Source organism: Stakelama marina, assembly GCF_018122655.1.
Taxonomy (GTDB): Bacteria; Pseudomonadota; Alphaproteobacteria; order Sphingomonadales; family Sphingomonadaceae; genus Sphingomonas; species Sphingomonas marina.
Window position 1 is genome coordinate 574,564 of sequence record NZ_JAGRQC010000002.1, and the last position, 20,043, is coordinate 594,606.

Here is a 20,043-nt window from a genome sequence, read left to right on the forward strand (position 1 = left end):
GAAAATGGCTACCGAAGTAAAAGTCCCCACGCTGGGCGAATCGATCACCGAAGCAACGCTCGGCGAATGGCTGAAGCAGCCGGGCGACGCGGTTGCGGCCGACGAGCCGATCGCCAGCCTGGAAACCGACAAGGTGTCGGTCGAGGTCCCCTCGCCCGTCGCCGGAACGATGGGCGAGCACAAGGCAGAGGTCGGCGACACGGTCGAGGTCGATGCGGTGATCGCGACGATCGAGGCCGGCGATGCCGCGCCAAAGGAAGCAGCCAAGGCGCCGCCGGAAGCGAAATCGGGCGGCGCGGAAAAGGCGAAGCCCGAACAGGCCGGTCAGCAGGCCCCTGCGGGCGACGGCGTCGAAGCCGCTGCGCTATCTCCCTCGGTCCGGCGCGCGATCCTCGAACACGGGGTCGACCCGGCCACGGTGAAGGGCACCGGCAAGGACGGTCGCATCACCAAGGAAGACGTACTTGCGGCCGCCGGCAGCAAGGACGAGGCCAAACCCGCTCCTGCGCCGGCCCCTGCCCCGGCTCCCTCTGCCGGTGGCGAACGCAAGGAAGAACGCGTCCGCATGACGCGCCTCCGCCAGACGATCGCCAAGCGGCTGAAGAGCGCGCAGAATGAGGCGGCGCTGCTCACGACCTTCAACGATGTCGACATGACGGCGGTGATCGAGGCGCGCACCAAGTACAAGGAGCTGTTCGAAAAGAAGCACGGCGTTCGCCTCGGCTTCATGGGCTTCTTCGTGAAGGCCGCGTGCATGGCGCTGAAGGACGTTCCCGCCGTCAATGCGCAGATCGACGGTGAAGAGATCGTCTATCACGACTATGCCGACATCTCGGTCGCGGTTTCCGCACCGCAGGGGCTCGTCGTGCCGGTGATCCGTTCGGCCGACCAGATGTCGGTCGCGCAGGTCGAAAAGACGATCGGCGATTTCGGCAAGCGCGCAAAATCTGGCGACCTGAAGATGGACGAGATGAAGGGCGGCACCTTCACCATCTCCAACGGCGGCGTGTTCGGCTCGCTGATGTCGACCCCGATCGTCAATCCGCCGCAGGCCGCCGTTCTCGGCCTTCACCGGATCGAAGACCGCCCGGTGGTCCGCAATGGCGAGATCGTCATCCGTCCGATGATGTACCTCGCGCTGACCTATGACCACCGCCTGATCGACGGCCGCGAGGCGGTGACCTTCCTCGTCGCGCTGAAGAACGCGATCGAGGACCCGACGCGGATTTTGATCGACCTTTAATTTGAACAAACAGGCGCCCGGACAAGATCGGGACGCGAGGTGAGATATGGCAGAATTTGATTATGACGTTCTGGTAATCGGCGCCGGTCCCGGCGGCTATGTCGCGGCGATCCGCGCGGCGCAGCTGGGGCTGAAGACGGCGTGCGCGGAAAGCCGCGAGACGCTGGGCGGGACCTGCCTCAACGTCGGTTGCATCCCGTCCAAGGCGATGCTCCATGCGTCCGAATATTTCGACGCCGCCGCCAATGGCGCGATGGAAAAGATGGGCATCAAGGTCAGCCCCAAGCTCGACCTCGACACGATGCATGCCCAGCGCAAGGACGCGGTCAAGCAGCTTACCGGCGGCATCGAATTCCTGTTCAAGAAGAACAAGGTCACCTGGCTGAAGGGCCGTGCGAGCTTCGAGGACGCGCACAAGGTGAAGGTCGGCGACGAGACGGTCACCGCGAAGAATGTCGTCATCGCCACCGGATCGTCGGTCACCCCGCTTCCCGGCGTCGAGATCGATCAGAAGGTCGTTGTCGATTCGACTGGCGCGCTCGAACTGCCCAAGGTGCCGAAGCACATGGTCGTCATCGGCGGCGGCGTGATCGGGCTCGAACTCGGCAGCGTCTGGCGCCGGCTGGGCGCAAAGGTCACCTGCGTCGAATTCCTCGATCAGATCCTGCCCGGCTTCGACGGCGATGTCCGCAAGGAATCGAACAAAATCTTCAAGAAGCAGGGTATCGAGTTCAAGCTCGGCACCAAGGTCACCGAGGTGAAGGTCAAGGGCGGCAAGGCGACGCTGACGCTCGAACCCGCCAAGGGCGGCGACGCCGAAACGATGGAGGCCGATTGCGTCCTCGTGTCGATCGGCCGCAAGCCGAATACCGACGGGCTGGCGCTCGACAAGGCGGGGCTGGAAACCAACCAGCGCGGCCAGATCGAGATCGACCATGATTTCCGGACCAAGACCGACGGCGTCTGGGCGATCGGCGACGTCGTGCCCGGCCCGATGCTCGCGCACAAGGCAGAGGACGAAGGTATCGCGGTCGCCGAAAATATCGCGGGACAGACCGGCATCGTGAACCACGATGTGATCCCTTCGGTCGTCTATACCTGGCCCGAGGTTGCGGGCGTCGGCCTGACCGAGGAAGCGGCCAAGGAGAAAGGTGACGTGAAGGTCGGCAAGTTCCCGATGCTTGCCAACAGCCGCGCCAAGACCAACCACGAACCCGACGGTTTCGTAAAGGTCATCGCCGATGCCAAGACCGATCGCGTGCTGGGCGTGTGGTGTATCGCTTCGGTCGCCGGAACGATGATCGCGCAGGCCGCGCAGGCGATGGAATTCGGCGCAACGTCGGAAGACATCGCCTATACCTGCCACGCCCATCCGACGCATTCGGAAGCGATCAAGGAAGCGGCGATGGCAGTAACCGGAAAACCGATCCATATCTGATTTCGGAATGTAGAAAGAGCGCGGGGTGACGGCATCCCGCGCTCTTTTTCTATCGCTCAGGCCGCGACGGTGGTCGGAACCGGCGCTTCGTCGTTTTCGCCGTGGACCTGCTCCTGCTCGGCAGGCGCATAGGCAGCCCGATCGGGCATCGTCCAGCGCAGCGCATAGACCACCACACCGAGACCGAAATAGGTCGCGAAGCAAAGTACCGGATTCCAGAACAGCAGTCCCGCGAACGCAAGGCGGAACAGGTTCGGGTTGACCCCGATATCGGTGCCCAGTCCTTCGCACACGCCGAAGAACGTGTCGGAGCGGTTGAAGAGCGGCTTGGTGGTGTTCTGCATTTCCTATTCTTCCTTGGCCTGTGCTGCCGATATCGGCGTGGTTGCCCTGTGCATCGCAAGCCATGTGCCAATTCGAATAATGGGCGGAATATCAGATAGTTCCTTAATATTTGCTGCATTGCAGCGCGCGAAACCAACGCACATATCACCGATTGTTGGGAAAAATCGCCATACCCGGCGTCTGCCACCGGCTCCGCGCACTCGCATCTCGACGCGGGCCCCGCTTCCCCGCTACAGCGCCGCGATGACACAGACACAGGATCGCCGCACCTTTGCGATCATCTCGCATCCGGACGCCGGCAAGACGACACTGACCGAAAAGCTGCTCTATTTCGGCGGCGCGATTCATCTCGCGGGCGAGGTGAAGGCGCGCGGCCAGGCGCGGCGCGCACGCTCGGACTGGATGAAGATCGAGCAGCAGCGCGGAATCTCGGTGACCAGCTCGGTGATGACGTTCGAGCGCGAGGGGATCACCTTCAACCTGCTCGACACCCCGGGCCACGAGGACTTCTCCGAAGACACCTACCGCACGCTGACCGCGGTCGATTCGGCCGTGATGGTTATCGACGTCGCCAAGGGCATCGAGAGCCAGACGCGCAAGCTGTTCGAGGTATGCCGCCTGCGGTCGGTGCCGATCATCACCTTCGTCAACAAGGTCGACCGCGAAGGCCGCGAGAACTTCGAAACGCTCGACGAAATCGCCGACCTGCTCGCGCTCGATGTCACGCCGATGACGTGGCCGGTCGGGCTGGGCGGCCAGTTCGAGGGCGTGTACGACCTTGTCGGCAATCGCCTGCTGCTGCCCGAGGGCCCGAGCCGCGAGTTTCAGGGCAAGGTGATCCAGACAACGGGCCTCGACGATCCCAAGCTGGACGAAGTGCTGTCGGCGGACGGCGTCGCCAAGCTGCGCGAGGATGCCGAACTGGCGATGGTCGGCTATGCCCCGTTCGACGCGACGGCCTATCGCAACGGCGACCTGACACCGGTCTATTTCGGATCGGCGCTCAAGCAGTTCGGGGTCGATGCGCTGATCGGCGCGCTGGCCGAACACGCCCCTCCGCCGCGCCCGCAGCCGGCCGAGCCGGAACCCGTTGCGCCTACCCGCGACGAGGTCACCGGCTTCGTCTTCAAGGTGCAGGCGAACATGGACCCCAACCACCGCGACCGTATCGCGTTCATGCGGCTATGCTCGGGCACGTTCAAGCGCGGCATGAAACTGACGCCGACCGGACACGGCAAGCCGATCGCGATCCATTCGCCGATCCTGTTCTTCGCGCAGGACCGCGAAATCGCCGACGAGGCCTTTCCGGGCGACATCATCGGCATCCCCAACCACGGCACGCTGCGCGTCGGCGACACGATGAGCGAAAAGGGCAGCGTGCGCTTTACCGGCCTGCCCAACTTCGCGCCCGAAATCCTGCGCCGCGTGGCGCTGAAGGACCCGACCAAGACCAAGCAGTTGAGGAAGGCGCTAGACGACATGGCGGAAGAAGGCGTGACGCAGGTCTTCTATCCGGAGATCGGCGCAAACCTAGTCATCGGCGTGGTCGGGCAGCTCCAGCTCGACGTGCTGATCTCGCGGCTGGAGGCAGAATACAAGGTCGCTGCGGGCCTTGAGATGGCACCGTTCGAAACCGCGCGCTGGGTGACGGGCGACCCGGCCAAGCTCAAGGAATTCACCGACATCAACCGCGCCGCCATGGCCAAGGACCGCGACGGCAACCCCGTCTTCATGGCGAAGAGCGCGTGGGAAGTCGGCTATGTCTCCGAACGATACCCGGACGTGAAGTTCGCCGCCACGCGCGAGCGGTAAACCCGGCGCTCGGGCTGCGTCCGCAGAGGCCATTGCAACTGCGCTTACGCGGCGTCCTCGTGCCACCATTCGGCGCGCAGGAATCGCGCGGCAATGAACATCAGCACCGCCGCCAGCAGGTAGAAGGACAGGCACCCGATCGCAGCATAACGCAGCGATTCGATACCATAGCTTTCCTTCAACCCGTCGGACACGGCGCCCATCAGCCACGGACCGACACCCAGCCCGATCAGATTGTTGATCATCAGAAAGCTGCCGCTTGCCGTCGCGCGCATGTGCGGCGGAACGAGGTTCTGCACCGCCGTCGTCACCGGCCCCAGCCACAGGATGTTCAGGCCGTTGGGGACGAGCAGCAGGACCCAGGCGAGCGGCAGGATGCTCGTCGACAGACCGGCAGCGAAGGTCGGCGCGGTAATCAGCCAGGCGATCGCCGGCAGCCACGCATACCAGCGATGATCGGCATGGCCGAGCTTGTCGGCGAACCAGCCGCCCGCGAACACGCCTGCGGTGCCGCCGATCAGGAGCAGCGATCCCATGAACTGGCCGGTGGTGATCAGGTCGAACCCGAAACTGCGCATCAGCACCGATGGCGTCCACAGCGCGAGGCCATAGCCGCACAGCGAGCTGAACCCGGCGGCGAACGCCATCAGCCAGAAGCTCTTCTTGCGCGCGAGCATCGGGAATACGCGCGACACCGGCGCAAGCGGCGGTCCGCCCGCCGCAACGCCGCGCGGCACGTCCTTGACCACCAGCCGAAAGATCGGGGCGATCACGATGCCCGCGATACCCACGGTCAGGAATGCGACGCGCCAATCGACGCTGGACGCAATATAAGCGCCGAGCAGCGTGCCGAGCGCCAGCCCGATCGGAATGCCGAGCGAATAGATGGCGAGCGCACGCGCACGCTTTTCCAGCGGGAAATAGTCGGCGATCAGCGCATAGGACGGCGCGACGCCGCCCGCTTCGCCAATGCCGACGCCAAGCCGGAACAGAAACAGGTGCCAGAAGCCGCTGGCAAAGCCGCACAGCGCGGTGAATCCGCTCCATACGGTCAGCGCTCCGGTGATGACCCAACTCCGGCTCGTCCGGTCGGCGAGCAGCGCGAGCGGAACGCCCAGCACCGAATAGAGGATCGCGAAGGCCAGCCCGCCGACCGCGCCGAACTCGGCATCGGTCAGCCCGAGATCGTCCTTGATCGGCGTCGCGAGGATGCCGAGAATCTGCCGGTCGAGAAAGTTGAAGGTATAGACGAGGAGCAGCATCGCGAGGACGAGCCCGCGATAGCCCTTGCCCGTCGCTGCGGTCTGGCTGGTCATGATATCGGCTCCCCTCCCGTCCGCGGGCGATGCTGCCACGTCGGACGGGAGAAGCAATAGCCTGCGGCGATCAGAACTTCACGCCAAAGGTGACGAACACCTGACGCGGGCTGCCATAATAGGCGGTCAGCACGCCCTCTGCCCCCAGTGTCGAGATGTAGTTGCCGTTCGCATCCTTCACGAAAGCGCCCGTATCGGGGTTCTGCGCCAGGAAGTTGTACCCCGAGGTGATATAGCGCTTGTCGAACAGGTTGCGGCCGTGAAGGCCGATCGTGAAGCGGTCATCGGGCGCATGCCACACGATATTGGCGTCGAACAGTGCATAGCCGGGCTGATCGAGCATCGGCGTCGCCAGCTCGAACTGCTGCGTCTTGCTGCGATACGAAACGGTGCCGGTAACGTCGAGGTCGCCGCCGCCGACCGGCGCCGAATAGCCGAGCGTGCCGCTGGCGGTCCATTCGGGCGTATTCTGGAACGCACGCTCATCGGCGACATCGATACCGCGGCTGTCGATGAACTGCGTGTATTTGGCGTCGATATAGCCAAGCGTCCAGGCGAAGGTCAGCTTGTCGCCAGGCGCGCCGAAATCGCGCAGCGGAACGGCATTGCCCTCGAACTCGATGCCCTTGATCCGTGCCTTGCCGGCATTGGTGGTGACGCCGATGAAGGTCTGCTGACCGTTGATCGTCGTTCCCACCGAACCCGGCACCTGCACGTCGGTGTAATCGGCATAGAAGCCGTCAAGCGCGAGGTTCAGGCGGCGGTCGAACAGCGACGCCTTGTAGCCGACTTCATAGCTGTCGACCTTTTCGGGGTCGAAGGTCATGAACCGGTACACCTCGTCATAGCTGACGGTGCCGTCGCCGTTGAAATCGGGCGCCGCCGTCGTCACGCCGCGCGGGTCGAACCCGCCGCCCTTGAAGCCCTGCGAATAGCTCGCGTAGATCGTCTGGTCGGGCGTCGGTTTGTAGCTGAGCGATGCGCGCGGGGTGAACTGCTTGAAATTACGGCTGCCGCGGAAATCGGACTGTTGCAGGATCAGCGTCCCGGCACCGCCGAAATAGGGCGAGCCGCCGCCGATATAGACGCCGCGATTGACGACCGAACTGCGCGTATCCCATGTGTACCGCCCGCCCAGCGAGAGGCTGATCTGCGGCGTGAAATCATAGGTGAAATCGCCGAACAGCGCGACGGTGTCGGTACCGACATTGCCGAAGGTCAGCGCGGTCACCGTTCCCGGAAGCCGCACGTCGAACACCGTGCGCGCCTTGGCATCGAGATAATAGATGCCGACCAGACCGTTCAGCTTGCCGGTATCGACCAGCGCCTGCATTTCCTGCGAGAACTGCTCGTTATTGTAACGTGCAGGTACGTCGAGATCGACCGCGGGCAGCGCGTCGAAATCGATCGGCGTGTCGCTGTCATCCTTGCGGTAGCCGGTGATCGACCGCACCGTCAGCCAGTCCGACGGCCGCATCTCGGCGAGCAGCGTTCCGCCATAGGCGGTGACGTCCTGCGTCGGATCGAGCAGCCCGCCCCGGCTGTCATAGACATTGTCGAGCGGCGCCTGATTGGTCGCCAGGCTGGTGATCAGCCGGTGACCACCGCGGGCATTGCTCTTGTCGTGCGTATAGTCGCCCGAAAGCCGCAGGAAGAATTCGCTCGACGGTTCGAATTCGAACGACGCGCGGCCCGCCCAGATGTCCTTGTTGTAGTTCTGCTGACCCGTAGTCAGATTTTCGCCGAAGCCGTCGCGGCTGAGGCGGGCACCGGCCAGACCGACGCGCAACGTATCGGTCAGCGGCGCGCTGCCCGAAACCACCAGATCGGCCTGGTTGTACGTGCCATAGGTCGCCCGTGCGCGAAGCTCGGGCTTGTCGGGGTTGAGCCGCTTGGTGACATATTTGATCGCGCCGCCGATCGTGTTGCGGCCGTACAGCGTGCCCTGCGGACCGCGCAGCACTTCGATGCGCTGGACGTCGTAGATGTCGAGCACCGCCGCCTGCGGACGCGCCAGATAGACATCGTCCAGATAGATGCCGACACCGGGTTCGAACCCCGCGACCGGGTCCTGCTGACCGACGCCGCGGATGAAGGCGGTCAGCGTCGAATTGGTGCCGCGCGAAGGCTCCAGCGTCACGTTGGGCGTCGTGTTGGAAATATCGGTGATGTCGATCGCGCCCGCCTGTTGCAGCTCTTCGCCGCTATAGGCGGTGACCGCGATCGGCACGTCAATCAGGCTTTCCGAGCGGCGACGCGCGGTGACGACGATCAGCCCTTCCTCGCTCGGCGTGGTCGCCTGCGCATCCTGCTGCGTCTGCGTGGTGGCGTCATTCTGCCCGGCATCGCTTTGCGCGAGCGCGGGCGGCGCGGCGAACATCGTGACGGCCGCACCGGCCAGCAGAATCGAACGCGCAGAGATATTCGTGGCGAGCATATCCTCTTCCTCCCCTAGGATCTCCCGGCTTCGATGCCGGGTTGTACCTCGTTGACGAAAGCTATAGTGAAACCTGAACCGGGTTTCAACTTTGGATGAGTGGGGAGGAAGCCGAATGGCCGCGAAGCGTGGCATTGGCGCAACGGACGCCTCCGAAAGCGCGCCCAGCGCAGCGAGCAGTGGCAAGGAACCGCGCACCGCGCGCGGCCGCCGAACGCTACGCGCGATCCTCGACGCGGCAGCGGTCGAATTCGGCGAAAAGGGCTTTCACGAAGGATCGGTCAGCGGCATCACGCGCCGCGCCGGGGTCGCGCTGGGCAGTTTCTACACCTATTTCGATTCAAAGGACGATGTGTTCCGTGCGCTGGTGCGCGATATGTCGGGCCAGGTTCGCGACCATGTCGCGCCCGGCCTGCGCAGCGCAGATCACCAGATCGCGGCCGAGCGCGCCGGCCTGTTCCACTTCATCGAATTCGTGCGCGAGCACAAGGAAATCTACCGCATCATCGACGAGGCGGAATTCGTCGACCCCGAAAGCTTTCGCCAGCATTATGCGACGACGGCCGATCGCATTCGCACCCGTCTCGAGGATGCCGCCGAACGCGGCGAGCTGCGCGGCGGCATGTCCGAAGTCCATGCCTGGGCGATCATGGGGATGAACGTGTTTCTGGGGCTCCGCTACGGGGTGTGGGACGAAGACATGGCGCCCGGCGATGTCGCCGACACGGTCGCCGACATGCTGAAGCGCGGTATCGGGGCCTGACACCAGACTGACCGGCGGTTCGGGCCGGGCGCAAATCGCTGCGATCATGACGGGGCCGAGGGCGTCCCCTCGCACGGCATACGCCTCAGTCTTCTTCGGCGATCCGCACGCGCAGCCCGTCGAGTTCGGCCGTATAGGGAATCTGGCACGACAGGCGCGAAGTTTCGTCGCGGTCCATCGAGCTGTCGAGCAGGTCGTTCTCGTCCTCGCCCATCGGCGGGAGTTTGGCCGCAAATTCCGGGTCGACATGCACATGGCAGGTGGCGCACGAACAGCAGCCGCCGCACAGCGCAAGCAGTTCGTCGAACCCGTTGTCGCGAATATTCTCCATAACGGTCAGGCCGGTCTGCGCCTCGACCTCATGTTCTTTTCCATCGCGGGTGGTGACGATAAGCTTGGGCATCGATGTCTCCGTAACGGGCCGTTCCAGCGCAAATGCCGTCTGGCGGCCGCATTTTCAAGGATTTCAGCCGATGGGCCTCAGCGCCGACCAGCTTCGCACCTCGCTCGACGCGCTTGCCGTAGCGGAACCCGCCTTCGCCACCGCGATCGAACGCGCCGGCTATCCCGAACCCCGCATCCGCGACCGCGGCTATGCGACGCTGCTGCGCACCATCGTCGGCCAGCAGGTCAGCGTGGCGGCGGCAACGTCGATCTGGAACAAGCTCGATGCCGCGCTGGGCGATGCGACCGATCCCGCCGCGCTGCTCGCCGCCAGCGACGACGAACTTCGCGGCGCCGGGCTCTCGCGCCAGAAACAGAGCTATGCGCGCAGCCTTGCCGACGAAGTGACGAGCGGCGCACTCGACCTCTCCCACCTGCCCGAAAACGACGAGGAAGCAATCAAGCAACTCGTCCGGATCAAGGGGATCGGCCGCTGGTCGGCGGAAATCTACCTTCTCTTCGCCGAAGGACGCCCCGATGTCTGGCCCGCGGGCGACCTTGCCGTGCAGATCGAGATCGGCCGCATCCTCGGCCACGAGGCGCGGCCCAGCGAAAAGCTCGTGCGCGAGCTGGCCGAATCCTGGCGCCCGCATCGCGGCGCGGCGGCGATCTTCGCCTGGCACCATTATGGTACGCCGATGCCGGTGGGCTGACCGATCGCCCCGCCTGATAGCGATACCAGATATTGTCTTGCGCAGGACAATTTACATTCCACATCCCCCGAAACCGTGCTAGCCGAAGGACATGCAGGCAAGCAGACGCGCGACGATCATCGATGTGGCGAGAGAAGCCGGGGTTTCGATCAAGACCGTTTCACGCGTGTTCAACGACGCGCCCAATGTCAGCGCTAAGATGCGTCAACGCGTGCAGGAAGCGGCAAACAGCCTGCACTACCACCCAAACATCGTCGCTCAGGGACTGGTCGGCAGGCGTTCCTATCTGCTCGGCCTGTTCTACGAAAACCCCAGTCCCAACTATGTCGTCGAACTCCAGCGCGGCGCGGTCGAGCGGTTGCAGGGAGAACGCTACCGGCTGATCGTGTTGCCGGTCGAAAAGGCATCGGCGATCGCCGACAACATCCTCGCCTATGTCCGCTCGGCTGCGCTCGACGGAATCGTCCTGACGCCGCCCGCCTCGGACAATCCGGTCATTCTCGAACGATTGTCGGAGGCCGGCTTCCCGTTCGTCCGGGTGGCCCCGACCACCGCGCCCGACGCCGGCCCGCGCCACGTCACCGACGATGCCGCCGCCGCGCGCGAAATGACCGAGTATCTGATCGCGCTCGGCCATCGCCGCATCGCCGTCATCAAGGGCGATCCCAGCCATCCGTCGACCGAGGCGCGGATGCGCGGTTTCCGCGAGGCGATGGCGGCGCGTGATATCGAGGTCGCCGAAGCACTGGTCGAGCAGGGCATGTTTCAGTTCGACAGCGGGCAACGCGCCGCGCAACGACTGCTCGAACGCCCCGACCGCCCGACCGCCATCTTTGCGCAGAACGACGATATGGCGGCCGGTGCGATCATGGCGGCACACGATCTGGGCCTGAAGGTTTCCGAAGATATTTCGGTCGCCGGATTCGACGACAGCGCGATTGCGAGGATGGTCTGGCCGCGCATCACGACGATCCATCAGCCGGTGTTCGACATGGCGCGCGCCGCGACCGACACGCTGGTCGCCATGCTCGAAGATGCGCCGCACGAGGATGCTGTCGAACATCCCTTTTCGCTCGTCACGCGCCAATCGACCGGCCCCGTTCCCGGCACAAGCTGAACCTCCGCCCGAGCCACAGCTGATCTTGCGCCCAAGCCGCAAAAAACAGCAATTGATAACGTTGGTCAATTTATGGTCTAAGGGCTGCCGCTAACGAACGGGCCGGCCTGCACCGGCACAAGCCGGGAGAGGTTTCAGCTATGACGGGCAAGGCAACGGCCGGGGCGCGTGCGGCATTCATCGTGGTCACGTGCCTTTTCTTCGCGTGGGGCTTCATCACCTCGAACAACGACCCGCTGATCGCCGCGCTGCGCGGTATCTACACGCTCAGCATCGCCGAGGGCATGCTGACGCAATTCGCCTTCTTCCTCGCCTATTTCGTCGTTTCGTTGCCGGCTGCAGCATTGCTGGCGCGGCTCGGCCATAGCCGGACGATCATCACGTCGCTGCTCGTGATGGTCGGGGCGTGCCTGCTCGTGCTCGTCGCGTCGCAGTTCGAGCAATATGTGCTCGTCCTGGTGTCGCTGTTCATCATGGCGAGCGGCATCACCGCGCTCCAGGTTGCGGCAAATCCGCTTGCGGCGTCGCTCGGCCCGCCCGAGACGAGCCATTTCCGGCTTACGCTGGCGCAGGCGTTCAACTCGCTCGGCGTCGTGCTCGGCGTCAATATCGGATCGAAGATCATGCTGCGCGAGGATGTATTCGGCGCGGGCGGCCAGATCGCCGAGGGCGTGTCGCGCGGCCAGGCGCTCAGCGCCGTCGATCATGCCTTTGTGCTGATCGGCATCGCGGTCGCGGCACTCGCCATACTCATCTTCGCCTTTCGCCGCCGGATCGACGAATCGGCGGCGAAAGGCGAAATCGAGAACGCCTCGCCGCTGGAGGCGCTACGCTCTGGTTGGGCGCAGTTCGGCGCGATCGCAATCTTTCTCTATGTCGGCGCCGAAGTGACGATCGGCAGCATCATGATCAACTTCCTCAACCGTCCCGACGTGCTCGGCGTGTCGCTAAAGACGGCAGGCGATTTCTACCTCACCTGGCTCTATTGGGGCGGCGCGCTGGTCGGGCGCTTCATCGGCAGCGCGGTACTGACGCGGGTTCGCGCCAGCCATCTGCTGACGGGCGCCGCGATCGTGGCCGCCTGCCTTGCCGCCGCCGCCTTTGCGCTGACGGGGCCGGCATCGGCCTATTGCGCGCTCGCGGTCGGCTTCTTCAATTCGATCATGTTCCCGACGATCTTCTCGCTGACGCTCGAACGGTCAAAGGCCTCGAACGCTTCGATTTCCGGTCTGCTGTGCATGGCGATCGTCGGTGGCGCCGTGCTGCCCTGGGCGTCAGGCAAGATCGCCGATGCCACCGGCATGATCGGCACGACCTTCGTTCTGCCGGTTATCGCCTATATCGGCATCACCATCTTCGCCGCCGCAGGTCGCAACGTCGGCGTGCGACCGGACGAGGCAACACCCGCATCGCCGCACTGAGCGACGACACACGGAAACCCGGCGGGATCAAGCCCGCCGGGACAGCGCGGCGATTGCGCCAAGCCGATGTTCGTTTGCGCCCCGCAATTCATGGAAACAGGGGTGCCACGCGCCCTCGTGGCGAGGGCTCGCCCGCTATCGACTGGCAGTTCAAACTTTTCCGCCCACACCTGGTGCAGCGCAATGCCTGGATTGATGACAGCTTGTAGGAACGGCGAAGCCAGCCGCAAGAACGGGCACGAGAACTCTACGCCAACCGGATTGTTTGCGGCGGCGGGCGATTGTTAGGCCCCGACTTTCGGCCCCAAGCGCGAACCCGCTGACAAGGCTCCACAAGCTCGTTCGGGATTGTGGGATCTGCCTGTCCGGCTCTGTCGCACAAAAAAGGCGGGGCCGTAGCCCCGCCCTTATTTGGTGCAGTCAAGCCGCTTGTTAACAGCTGGCCTGCGATCTCTGAGGCGCTGAGAATTCATTGAATTCGCGCCGAAGTCAAGAAGCCAGCTGCAACTAAGAGCCAATGGCCATTGCCAAAGCATGACGCATGAACTCAAGAACGGAAGCAGAGTTGGAATTCCACTTCCTGACGCTATATGACATACAACAACTTTCCGAAAGTTGGCGATCCAGTGCTGTAGTTTGGACCTATAGCACTGGATCGCGTATCATCACGCTGACCACTCACCTCGCGCATTCGAGGGTTGACGTCAATCCCCTAAGAGCCAATAAAGCATTATCACTGAAGGGCGGCGGGGACGAGCATGCTAAGACTGAGCCTGGATGTCGGCACCAACAGCATCGGCTGGTGCCTGGTGGAATTCGACGAAGACCATCCCATCGGAACGGGCATTCTCGACATCGGCGTTCGCATCTTCAGCGACGGACGCGATCCCAAGAGTGGCGCAAGCCTTGCCGTAGACCGCCGGGCGGCGCGGTCGATGCGCCGGCGACGCGATCGCTATCTTCGCCGACGCTCGGTCTTTCTCGAAAACCTGGTCCAATTTGGACTGATGCCCGCCGATGCCGACGAAGCGAAACTGGTCGCCGCGCGTGACCCATATACGATCCGCGCCCGCGCGCTGGTCGAGCGCCTGGAGCCGCATGAGATCGGACGCGCGCTGTTCCATCTCAACCAGCGGCGCGGCTTCCTGTCGAACCGCAAGGCCGAACGGCGCAGCAAGGATGGCGATGACGGAAAAATCGCGGGCGGCGCCAAAGCGCTGGACCAGGCGATGGCCGAGGCCGGCGCCGACACGCTCGGGCAGTTCCTCGTCGGTCGGACAGAAAAGCGCGTCCGGTTGAACGGTGAAAACCAGAGCTACGACTTTTATCCCCAACGGCGCCATATCGAACACGAGTTTCAGCGCATCTGGGAGGAGCAGGCGAAACATCACCCCGCGCTGCTGACCGAAGACGCGCGCGCAACGCTTCACCGCGTCCTGTTCTTTCAGCGTCCGCTCAAGGAGCCTGCGGTCGGGGTGTGCCTGTTCGCGGGCCGTTACGGTATCCCTCGGGACGAGCGGCGTCTGCCCAAGGCACACCCGCTGTTTCAGGAACGGCGACTTTATGAAGAAGTGAACCAGCTCGAGATCACTACCCCGGGCGAAGCGTCTCGCAAGCTGACGCTGGACGAACGCGACAAGCTGATCCTCGCGCTTCGCGACAAGCGAAAGGTTGCTTTCACCTCGCTCGCCAGGACGCTGAAGCTGCAACCGGGCGAGAGCTTCAACAAGGCGAGCGAGACACGTACCGGGCTGATCGGCAACGAAGTGCGCGCCGTGCTGGGCGACAAGAAGCGGTTCGGCGCCGAATGGCATCGCAAGACGCCAGAAGCGCAATGGGAGATCGTCGAGAAGCTGATCGACGAAGAGAACCCCGACACGTTGCACGCCTTTCTGACCGGCCGCTGCGGTCTTGACGATGCGGCGGCAGAAGCAATTGCGAAGGCCCCGCTCCCAGAAGGCTATGGCCGGCTGGGCGAAACCGCGACACGGCGCATCCTCGACCGGCTCAAGGCCGGTGTCGTGACATATGCGCAGGCGGTCGAAGCATGCGGCTGGCACCATAGCGACGATCGCACCGGCGAAGTGCTCGATAAACTGCCTTATTATGGCGAGCTGCTGTCTCGCGATATCCCGCCCGGCAGCTTCGATCCGGCCCATGCCGACGAACCCGAGCGCTATTGGGGCAAGATCACCAATCCCACCGTGCATATCGGACTGCGCCAGCTTGAGAAACTCGTCAACGCCGTCATCGCGTTGCATGGGCGGCCCGATCAGATCGTGGTGGAGCTCGCGCGCGAGTTGAACCTCAGCGAGGACGACAAAAAGAAGCACGAAGCGCGCATTCGGCGCGACACCGCCGCAGCCATCGCCCGCGGCGAGAAGCTGGAGAAGGAAGGGATCGCCAATACCGGCGCCAATCGCGCGCTGCTCAAGCGATGGGAAGAACTCAATCCCGCCAATCCGCTCGATCGCCGCTGCCCCTATTGCGCCGAACCTATCGGGATGCAGGCGCTGTTTTCGGGTGAGGCGGATATCGATCACATCATCCCCTATTCGCGCTCGCTGGACGACAGTGCCGCGAACAAGGTCGTGACGCATCGCCATTGCAACCGGGCCAAAGGCAACAAGACGCCGTTCGAGCGCTGGGGCCATGATGCGGATCGCTGGGACAAGATCGCCGAACAGGTCGCCCGGCTGCACAAGTCGAAGCAGTGGCGCTTCGGCCCCGATGCCATGGAGCGCGTCGAGAAGGATGGTGACTTCCTCGCGCGGCAATTGACCGACACCCAATATCTTTCGCGGCTGGCGGGGAAATATCTGCGCGGGCTATACGCCACAAAGGAGGAGGGAAGCGTCTACGTCATTCCCGGGCGGATGACCACCATGCTGCGGCGCCTATGGGGACTGAACACCATTCTCTACGATCACAATATCGTGGACAACAAACACAGCGACGCGCCCAAAAACCGGCTCGATCATAGGCATCACGCAATTGATGCGGCGGTGACTGCGGTCACTACGCGGAGCTTGCTTCAACGCATTGCCCGCACTGCCGCGCTTGCGGAGGGCAAGGACCTCGACCGCCTGTTCGAAGGGCTGGATCCACCCTGGACCGGCTACCGCGAGGAATTGGAAGAAAAGCTGAAGGGCGTCACCGCCAGCCACAAGGCCGATCACGGCCGCAAGCGCCGCCCCTCGCGTCATCACGACGTAACGGCCGGACGCCTGCACAACGACACCGCTTATGGTCTGACCGGCGAGATGGCGGCTGACGGCAAGACGCCGATCGTCGTCCACCGTGTGCCGCTAACCAGTCTCAAGCCCGCCGATCTCACTCATGCCGAGCGGATTCCCGATCCGGCGCTGCGGGAGGCGCTCTATCAATGGACGCGCGATCTTACCGGAAAACCGTTCGAGGCGGCGTTAGAGCGGTTCCGGGAGACGCACCCCGTCTTCGCGGGCATCCGGCGCGTGCGCGTGCGAGAACCGCTGAACGTTATCCCCATCCGCGACACCAGCGGCCGCGCGTACAAGGCCTATAAGGGCGACGCGAATGCGCGTTTCGAATTGTGGCGGTATCCGGATGGCAAATTGGAGACGCAGGTGGTCACGATGTTCCGCGCGCACCAACCCCGGCAGGACGATCGCCCGCATCCCGCGGCCAAGCGCTTGCTGACGTTGCGTCAAAACGACTTGCTCGCGGTCGAACGGAATGGAGGTCCGCGCGAGATCATGCGCGTCGCGGGCTTCAACGTGCAGGGCCGGCTAACCCTCGCGGCAGCGAATGAAGCGGGCAATTTGAAGGCGCGGGACGGGCTGCCGAACGATCGTGATCCCTTCAAATATGTCTATCTGTCGGGACGCAGCATCATGAAGGCAAAGGCGCGTCAGGTGCGTGTCGATCCGCTCGGCCGCTTGTTCGATCCCGGCCCCCGGACGTAACAGCTGCGGAGAGCAGAACGCCAGATGGACCGCATCGTCGATATCGCCACCGATGGCCGGCATCTTTCGCTTTATCGCGGATTTCTCGTCGTAGAGGAGAAAAGCGAGGAGATTGGCCGGATCGCGCTCGACGATGTCTATGCCGTGATTATCCATGCGCACGGCACAACCTGGAGCGCCAATCTCGTGGCAGCACTGGCCGAGCGCGGTGCACCGATCGTGTTCTGCGGGTCGAACCATGCACCGATCGCAGTCACGCTTCCCATCGAGGGGCATCACGCCCAGAATGCACGATTCCGAGCGCAGTGGGCTGCGTCCAAACCACTTTGCAAGCAACTATGGCGCCGTATCGTCATGGCCAAGATCACCATGCAGGGATCGCTGCTGGAAGCGCTCGGCATCGACGGCGCGCAGGCCTTTGCGCTGATCGCCCGGCGCGTTAAATCGGGAGATTCCGACAATGTGGAGGCACAGGCTGCGCGTCGATACTGGCCGCTGCTGATGGGCCCGGAATTTCGCCGCAACCGCGACAGCCCCGGTGCAAACGCACTGCTCAACTATGGCTATGCAGTGATCCGGGCCTGTGTCGCCAGGGCGGTCATTGCGGCGGGTCTTCACCCCACCATCGGCATCAACCACGCCAATCGCGGCAACGCCTTCGTGCTGGCGGACGACCTTGTCGAACCTTTCCGCCCACTGGTCGATGCACTCGTGGTCCGGATGCTTGCGCAAGGGATCGATACACTCGATCCGGCCATCAAACGACATTTCGCAAGGCTGATCGCATTCGACCTGCGCATCGGCGGCGAAGCCTCCCCCCTTTCACTAGCCGCCGTGCGGCTTGCGCAGTCGCTGGCGCGCGCGTTCGAGAGCGGCCGTCCGTCGCTTGCGATCTTCGAACCTCCGACGCCCATACAATGGGCAGCCCTTGCCCGAGTCGATCTGGACGAAGGGGCTGTCGATTGAGTGGAGCTCCCTTTCTTAGCGGGTATCGACTGATGTGGATCTTCGTCATGTTCGACCTTCCAGTCGGCACCAAAAAGCAGATGCGCGACGCCACCAAGTTTCGCGAGTTTCTGCTGGATGAAGGATTCGAGATGAGCCAGTTCTCGGTTTATGCTCGATTTTGTAACGGCAAGGACAGTTTCGATTCGCACTTATCACGCATCGAACGCAACCTTCCGGAAAAAGGCGATGTGCACATCCTTACCTTCACCGACAGGCAATATGAAAATATCGTTCGATTCTCGAGCCAACGTCGACAACGGCCGCGCAAGAATCCCGATCAGCTCGCGATGTTTTGAGAGGATGGCGCGAAACACGGCCTCCGGATGCGCCAGTTTTCACTGTAACTTCAGTGATCTACTGGCACATCCGGTTTAGCCGCTCAGAGATCGCAGGCCAACCGCAACGCGACGCCGGCCATTCCCATGCCGAGCATGGGTTTAGCCGCTCAGAGATCGCAGGCCAACCGCAACTTGGTGCTGGGCCGTGTTCGCGCAGCATGGGGTTTAGCCGCTCAGAGATCGCAGGCCAACCGCAACTGTGCCGGACGCGGGCGCCACTTCGGTTGCGGTTTAGCCGCTCAGAGATCGCAGGCCAACCGCAACCTGCTGACGATTGAGGCTGTTGACCGCGATGGTTTAGCCGCTCAGAGATCGCAGGCCAACCGCAACAGCATCGAGAATTACCAAGCGGCGCTGAGGGTTTAGCCGCTCAGAGATCGCAGGCCAACCGCAACTGAAAAAAGGTCGTCGACTTGCCATCGGCGGTTTAGCCGCTCAGAGATCGCAGGCCAACCGCAACCACGCTGCGAAAGACGACGCAGGGTCATGCGGTTTAGCCGCTCAGAGATCGCAGGCCAACCGCAACTTTGCGGCCAACCTGGTGGCGACGACTGATGGTTTAGCCGCTCAGAGATCGCAGGCCAACCGCAACACCGACAAACGCATAGTCCTCGGCCTGTGTGGTTTAGCCGCTCAGAGATCGCAGGCCAACCGCAACGCTGCTCTGGATCGAACCGCTCACGCCGGTGGTTTAGCCGCTCAGAGATCGCAGGCCAACCGCAACTGTTCTGCACCGCTGTCCTATCAGGCATCGGGTTTAGCCGCTCAGAGATCGCAGGCCAACCGCAACTTCAGCGAGGATACGGCCGACGATGTCGAGGGTTTAGCCGCTCAGAGATCGCAGGCCAACCGCAACTCGATCTCGTTGCGCCCCAGCATGGCGCTGGGTTTAGCCGCTCAGAGATCGCAGGCCAACCGCAACCGCCGGGCGCGTCTGTTGCTGGCGCGCCGGGGTTTAGCCGCTCAGAGATCGCAGGCCAACCGCAACAGATACGCCGAGTTGTACCCGACCGCGAATGGTTTAGCCGCTCAGAGATCGCAGGCCAACCGCAACGCAACAGGGGTCAAAGCCCTGATGTGGGCGGGTTTAGCCGCTCAGAGATCGCAGGCCAACCGCAACCATGTCTCCCGTATAGCCGTGCGCGCGCGGGTTTAGCCGCTCAGAGATCGCAGGCCAACCGCAACACGCTGCTGCGCATGATCGCGAAGGCCAGGGGTTTAGCCGCTCAGAGATCGCAGGCCAACCGCAACCTGTGCGGGCGTGAAGCCCTGGCGTATGCAGGTTTAGCCGCTCAGAGATCGCAGGCCAACCGCAACTCGGCTGCGGCCGATACGGTCGTCAGGGCCGGTTTAGCCGCTCAGAGATCGCAGGCCAACCGCAACCCGTTGGATTTCGCGGTTGATGGCAGCGAAGGTTTAGCCGCTCAGAGATCGCAGGCCAACCGCAACCAGCGCCCGCTTGTGCCCGACGAGCCGCGAGGTTTAGCCGCTCAGAGATCGCAGGCCAACCGCAACAAGCTGCAGGGCGGCGACAAGACGGCGAAGGTTTAGCCGCTCAGAGATCGCAGGCCAACCGCAACTGCAACCCGTTGGCTGCAGGGGATGGCATGGGTTTAGCCGCTCAGAGATCGCAGGCCAACCGCAACGGATGCCGTGCCAGGCTGTGGAAGGGCCTGGGTTTAGCCGCTCAGAGATCGCAGGCCAACCGCAACACGACTTCCTTGATGCAGAGCGCGCGGTTGGTTTAGCCGCTCAGAGATCGCA

At 63.4% G+C, this 20,043-nt stretch carries 14 protein-coding genes and 1 CRISPR repeat array (1 of these 15 only partly in view); of the genes, 10 read left to right on the forward strand and 4 right to left on the reverse strand.

What is annotated here, in order from left to right; genetic code table 11:
• Window positions 1-4 precede the first annotated feature (4 nt).
• Together odhB and lpdA are read left to right on the forward strand one after the other, a co-directional pair.
• Window positions 5-1,243: a 2-oxoglutarate dehydrogenase complex dihydrolipoyllysine-residue succinyltransferase gene (gene odhB, locus J7S20_RS09225; RefSeq protein ID WP_284053944.1), complete on the forward strand. Its 1,239-nt coding sequence runs from the start codon at window positions 5-7 to the stop codon at window positions 1,241-1,243.
• Between the two features lie 46 nt (window positions 1,244-1,289).
• Window positions 1,290-2,681 (forward strand): dihydrolipoyl dehydrogenase, encoded by a 1,392-nt coding sequence (lpdA, locus tag J7S20_RS09230; protein ID WP_284053945.1) that lies wholly within the window; start codon window positions 1,290-1,292, stop codon window positions 2,679-2,681.
• 56 nt (window positions 2,682-2,737) lie between these two features.
• Here the strand turns inward: lpdA and J7S20_RS09235 are convergent, their stop codons facing one another.
• A complete protein-coding gene (locus tag J7S20_RS09235) occupies window positions 2,738-3,025 on the reverse strand; it encodes a PspC domain-containing protein (RefSeq protein WP_284053946.1) in 288 nt (95 codons plus the stop codon).
• Window positions 3,026-3,269: 244 nt separating this feature from the next.
• On the opposite strand from J7S20_RS09235, the gene J7S20_RS09240 reads away from it, so the two are divergent.
• Window positions 3,270-4,838 carry a peptide chain release factor 3 gene (locus tag J7S20_RS09240; protein WP_284053947.1) on the forward strand — a complete coding sequence of 523 codons (1,569 nt, stop codon included), beginning with the start codon at window positions 3,270-3,272 and terminating at the stop codon, window positions 4,836-4,838.
• A 44-nt stretch (window positions 4,839-4,882) separates the two neighbouring features.
• On the opposite strand, the gene J7S20_RS09245 is transcribed toward J7S20_RS09240, so the two are convergent.
• Window positions 4,883-6,154, reverse strand: a complete 1,272-nt coding sequence (locus tag J7S20_RS09245; protein WP_284053948.1) for a spinster family MFS transporter — start codon at window positions 6,152-6,154, stop codon at window positions 4,883-4,885.
• 70 nt (window positions 6,155-6,224) lie between these two features.
• Complete coding sequence (locus J7S20_RS09250; protein ID WP_284053949.1) at window positions 6,225-8,591, reverse strand: TonB-dependent receptor; 2,367 nt, start codon at window positions 8,589-8,591, stop codon at window positions 6,225-6,227.
• A gap of 115 nt (window positions 8,592-8,706) precedes the next feature.
• Here J7S20_RS09250 and J7S20_RS09255 point away from each other — a divergent pair, with 115 nt between their 5' ends.
• Window positions 8,707-9,354 carry a TetR/AcrR family transcriptional regulator gene (locus J7S20_RS09255; RefSeq protein WP_284053950.1) on the forward strand — a complete coding sequence of 216 codons (648 nt, stop codon included), beginning with the start codon at window positions 8,707-8,709 and terminating at the stop codon, window positions 9,352-9,354.
• An 85-nt stretch (window positions 9,355-9,439) separates the two neighbouring features.
• Here J7S20_RS09255 and J7S20_RS09260 read toward each other — a convergent pair whose 3' ends face one another.
• The gene (locus tag J7S20_RS09260; protein WP_284053951.1) at window positions 9,440-9,757 is read right to left on the reverse strand and encodes a 2Fe-2S iron-sulfur cluster-binding protein; all 318 of its coding nucleotides are present in this window, start codon (window positions 9,755-9,757) and stop codon (window positions 9,440-9,442) included.
• A gap of 70 nt (window positions 9,758-9,827) precedes the next feature.
• Here J7S20_RS09260 and J7S20_RS09265 point away from each other — a divergent pair, with 70 nt between their 5' ends.
• The 6 genes from J7S20_RS09265 (at window position 9,828) to cas2 (ending at window position 18,237) form a co-directional block, all read left to right on the forward strand.
• Window positions 9,828-10,451 carry a DNA-3-methyladenine glycosylase family protein gene (locus tag J7S20_RS09265; protein ID WP_284053952.1) on the forward strand — a complete coding sequence of 208 codons (624 nt, stop codon included), beginning with the start codon at window positions 9,828-9,830 and terminating at the stop codon, window positions 10,449-10,451.
• Window positions 10,452-10,542: 91 nt separating this feature from the next.
• Window positions 10,543-11,568: a LacI family DNA-binding transcriptional regulator gene (locus tag J7S20_RS09270; RefSeq protein WP_284053953.1), complete on the forward strand. Its 1,026-nt coding sequence runs from the start codon at window positions 10,543-10,545 to the stop codon at window positions 11,566-11,568.
• 140 nt (window positions 11,569-11,708) lie between these two features.
• A complete protein-coding gene (gene gluP / locus J7S20_RS09275; RefSeq protein WP_284053954.1) occupies window positions 11,709-12,989 on the forward strand; it encodes a glucose/galactose MFS transporter in 1,281 nt (426 codons plus the stop codon).
• A gap of 758 nt (window positions 12,990-13,747) precedes the next feature.
• Window positions 13,748-16,933, forward strand: a complete 3,186-nt coding sequence (gene cas9 / locus J7S20_RS09280) for a type II CRISPR RNA-guided endonuclease Cas9 (RefSeq protein WP_284053955.1) — start codon at window positions 13,748-13,750, stop codon at window positions 16,931-16,933.
• Window positions 16,934-16,957: 24 nt separating this feature from the next.
• Window positions 16,958-17,899, forward strand: coding sequence for a type II CRISPR-associated endonuclease Cas1 (gene cas1 / locus J7S20_RS09285; RefSeq protein WP_284053956.1), 942 nt, complete (start codon window positions 16,958-16,960; stop codon window positions 17,897-17,899).
• 32 nt (window positions 17,900-17,931) lie between these two features.
• Window positions 17,932-18,237, forward strand: a complete 306-nt coding sequence (gene cas2 / locus J7S20_RS09290) for a CRISPR-associated endonuclease Cas2 (RefSeq protein ID WP_284053957.1) — start codon at window positions 17,932-17,934, stop codon at window positions 18,235-18,237.
• A gap of 72 nt (window positions 18,238-18,309) precedes the next feature.
• Window positions 18,310-20,043: direct repeats of the CRISPR family, unit length 36 nt; unit sequence GGTTTAGCCGCTCAGAGATCGCAGGCCAACCGCAAC (it continues 1,662 nt past the right edge of the window).

What these genes read in the sequence shown, in the direction of transcription:
- odhB (WP_284053944.1), top strand. Translation starts at nt 5, where the DNA reads ATGGCTACCGAAGTAAAAGTCCCCACGCTGGGCGAATCGATCACCGAA.
- lpdA (WP_284053945.1), top strand. Translation starts at nt 1,290, where the DNA reads ATGGCAGAATTTGATTATGACGTTCTGGTAATCGGCGCCGGTCCCGGC.
- J7S20_RS09235 (WP_284053946.1), bottom strand. Translation starts at nt 3,025, where the DNA reads ATGCAGAACACCACCAAGCCGCTCTTCAACCGCTCCGACACGTTCTTC.
- J7S20_RS09240 (WP_284053947.1), top strand. Translation starts at nt 3,270, where the DNA reads ATGACACAGACACAGGATCGCCGCACCTTTGCGATCATCTCGCATCCG.
- J7S20_RS09245 (WP_284053948.1), bottom strand. Translation starts at nt 6,154, where the DNA reads ATGACCAGCCAGACCGCAGCGACGGGCAAGGGCTATCGCGGGCTCGTC.
- J7S20_RS09250 (WP_284053949.1), bottom strand. Translation starts at nt 8,591, where the DNA reads ATGCTCGCCACGAATATCTCTGCGCGTTCGATTCTGCTGGCCGGTGCG.
- J7S20_RS09255 (WP_284053950.1), top strand. Translation starts at nt 8,707, where the DNA reads ATGGCCGCGAAGCGTGGCATTGGCGCAACGGACGCCTCCGAAAGCGCG.
- J7S20_RS09260 (WP_284053951.1), bottom strand. Translation starts at nt 9,757, where the DNA reads ATGCCCAAGCTTATCGTCACCACCCGCGATGGAAAAGAACATGAGGTC.
- J7S20_RS09265 (WP_284053952.1), top strand. Translation starts at nt 9,828, where the DNA reads ATGGGCCTCAGCGCCGACCAGCTTCGCACCTCGCTCGACGCGCTTGCC.
- J7S20_RS09270 (WP_284053953.1), top strand. Translation starts at nt 10,543, where the DNA reads ATGCAGGCAAGCAGACGCGCGACGATCATCGATGTGGCGAGAGAAGCC.
- gluP (WP_284053954.1), top strand. Translation starts at nt 11,709, where the DNA reads ATGACGGGCAAGGCAACGGCCGGGGCGCGTGCGGCATTCATCGTGGTC.
- cas9 (WP_284053955.1), top strand. Translation starts at nt 13,748, where the DNA reads ATGCTAAGACTGAGCCTGGATGTCGGCACCAACAGCATCGGCTGGTGC.
- cas1 (WP_284053956.1), top strand. Translation starts at nt 16,958, where the DNA reads ATGGACCGCATCGTCGATATCGCCACCGATGGCCGGCATCTTTCGCTT.
- cas2 (WP_284053957.1), top strand. Translation starts at nt 17,932, where the DNA reads ATGTGGATCTTCGTCATGTTCGACCTTCCAGTCGGCACCAAAAAGCAG.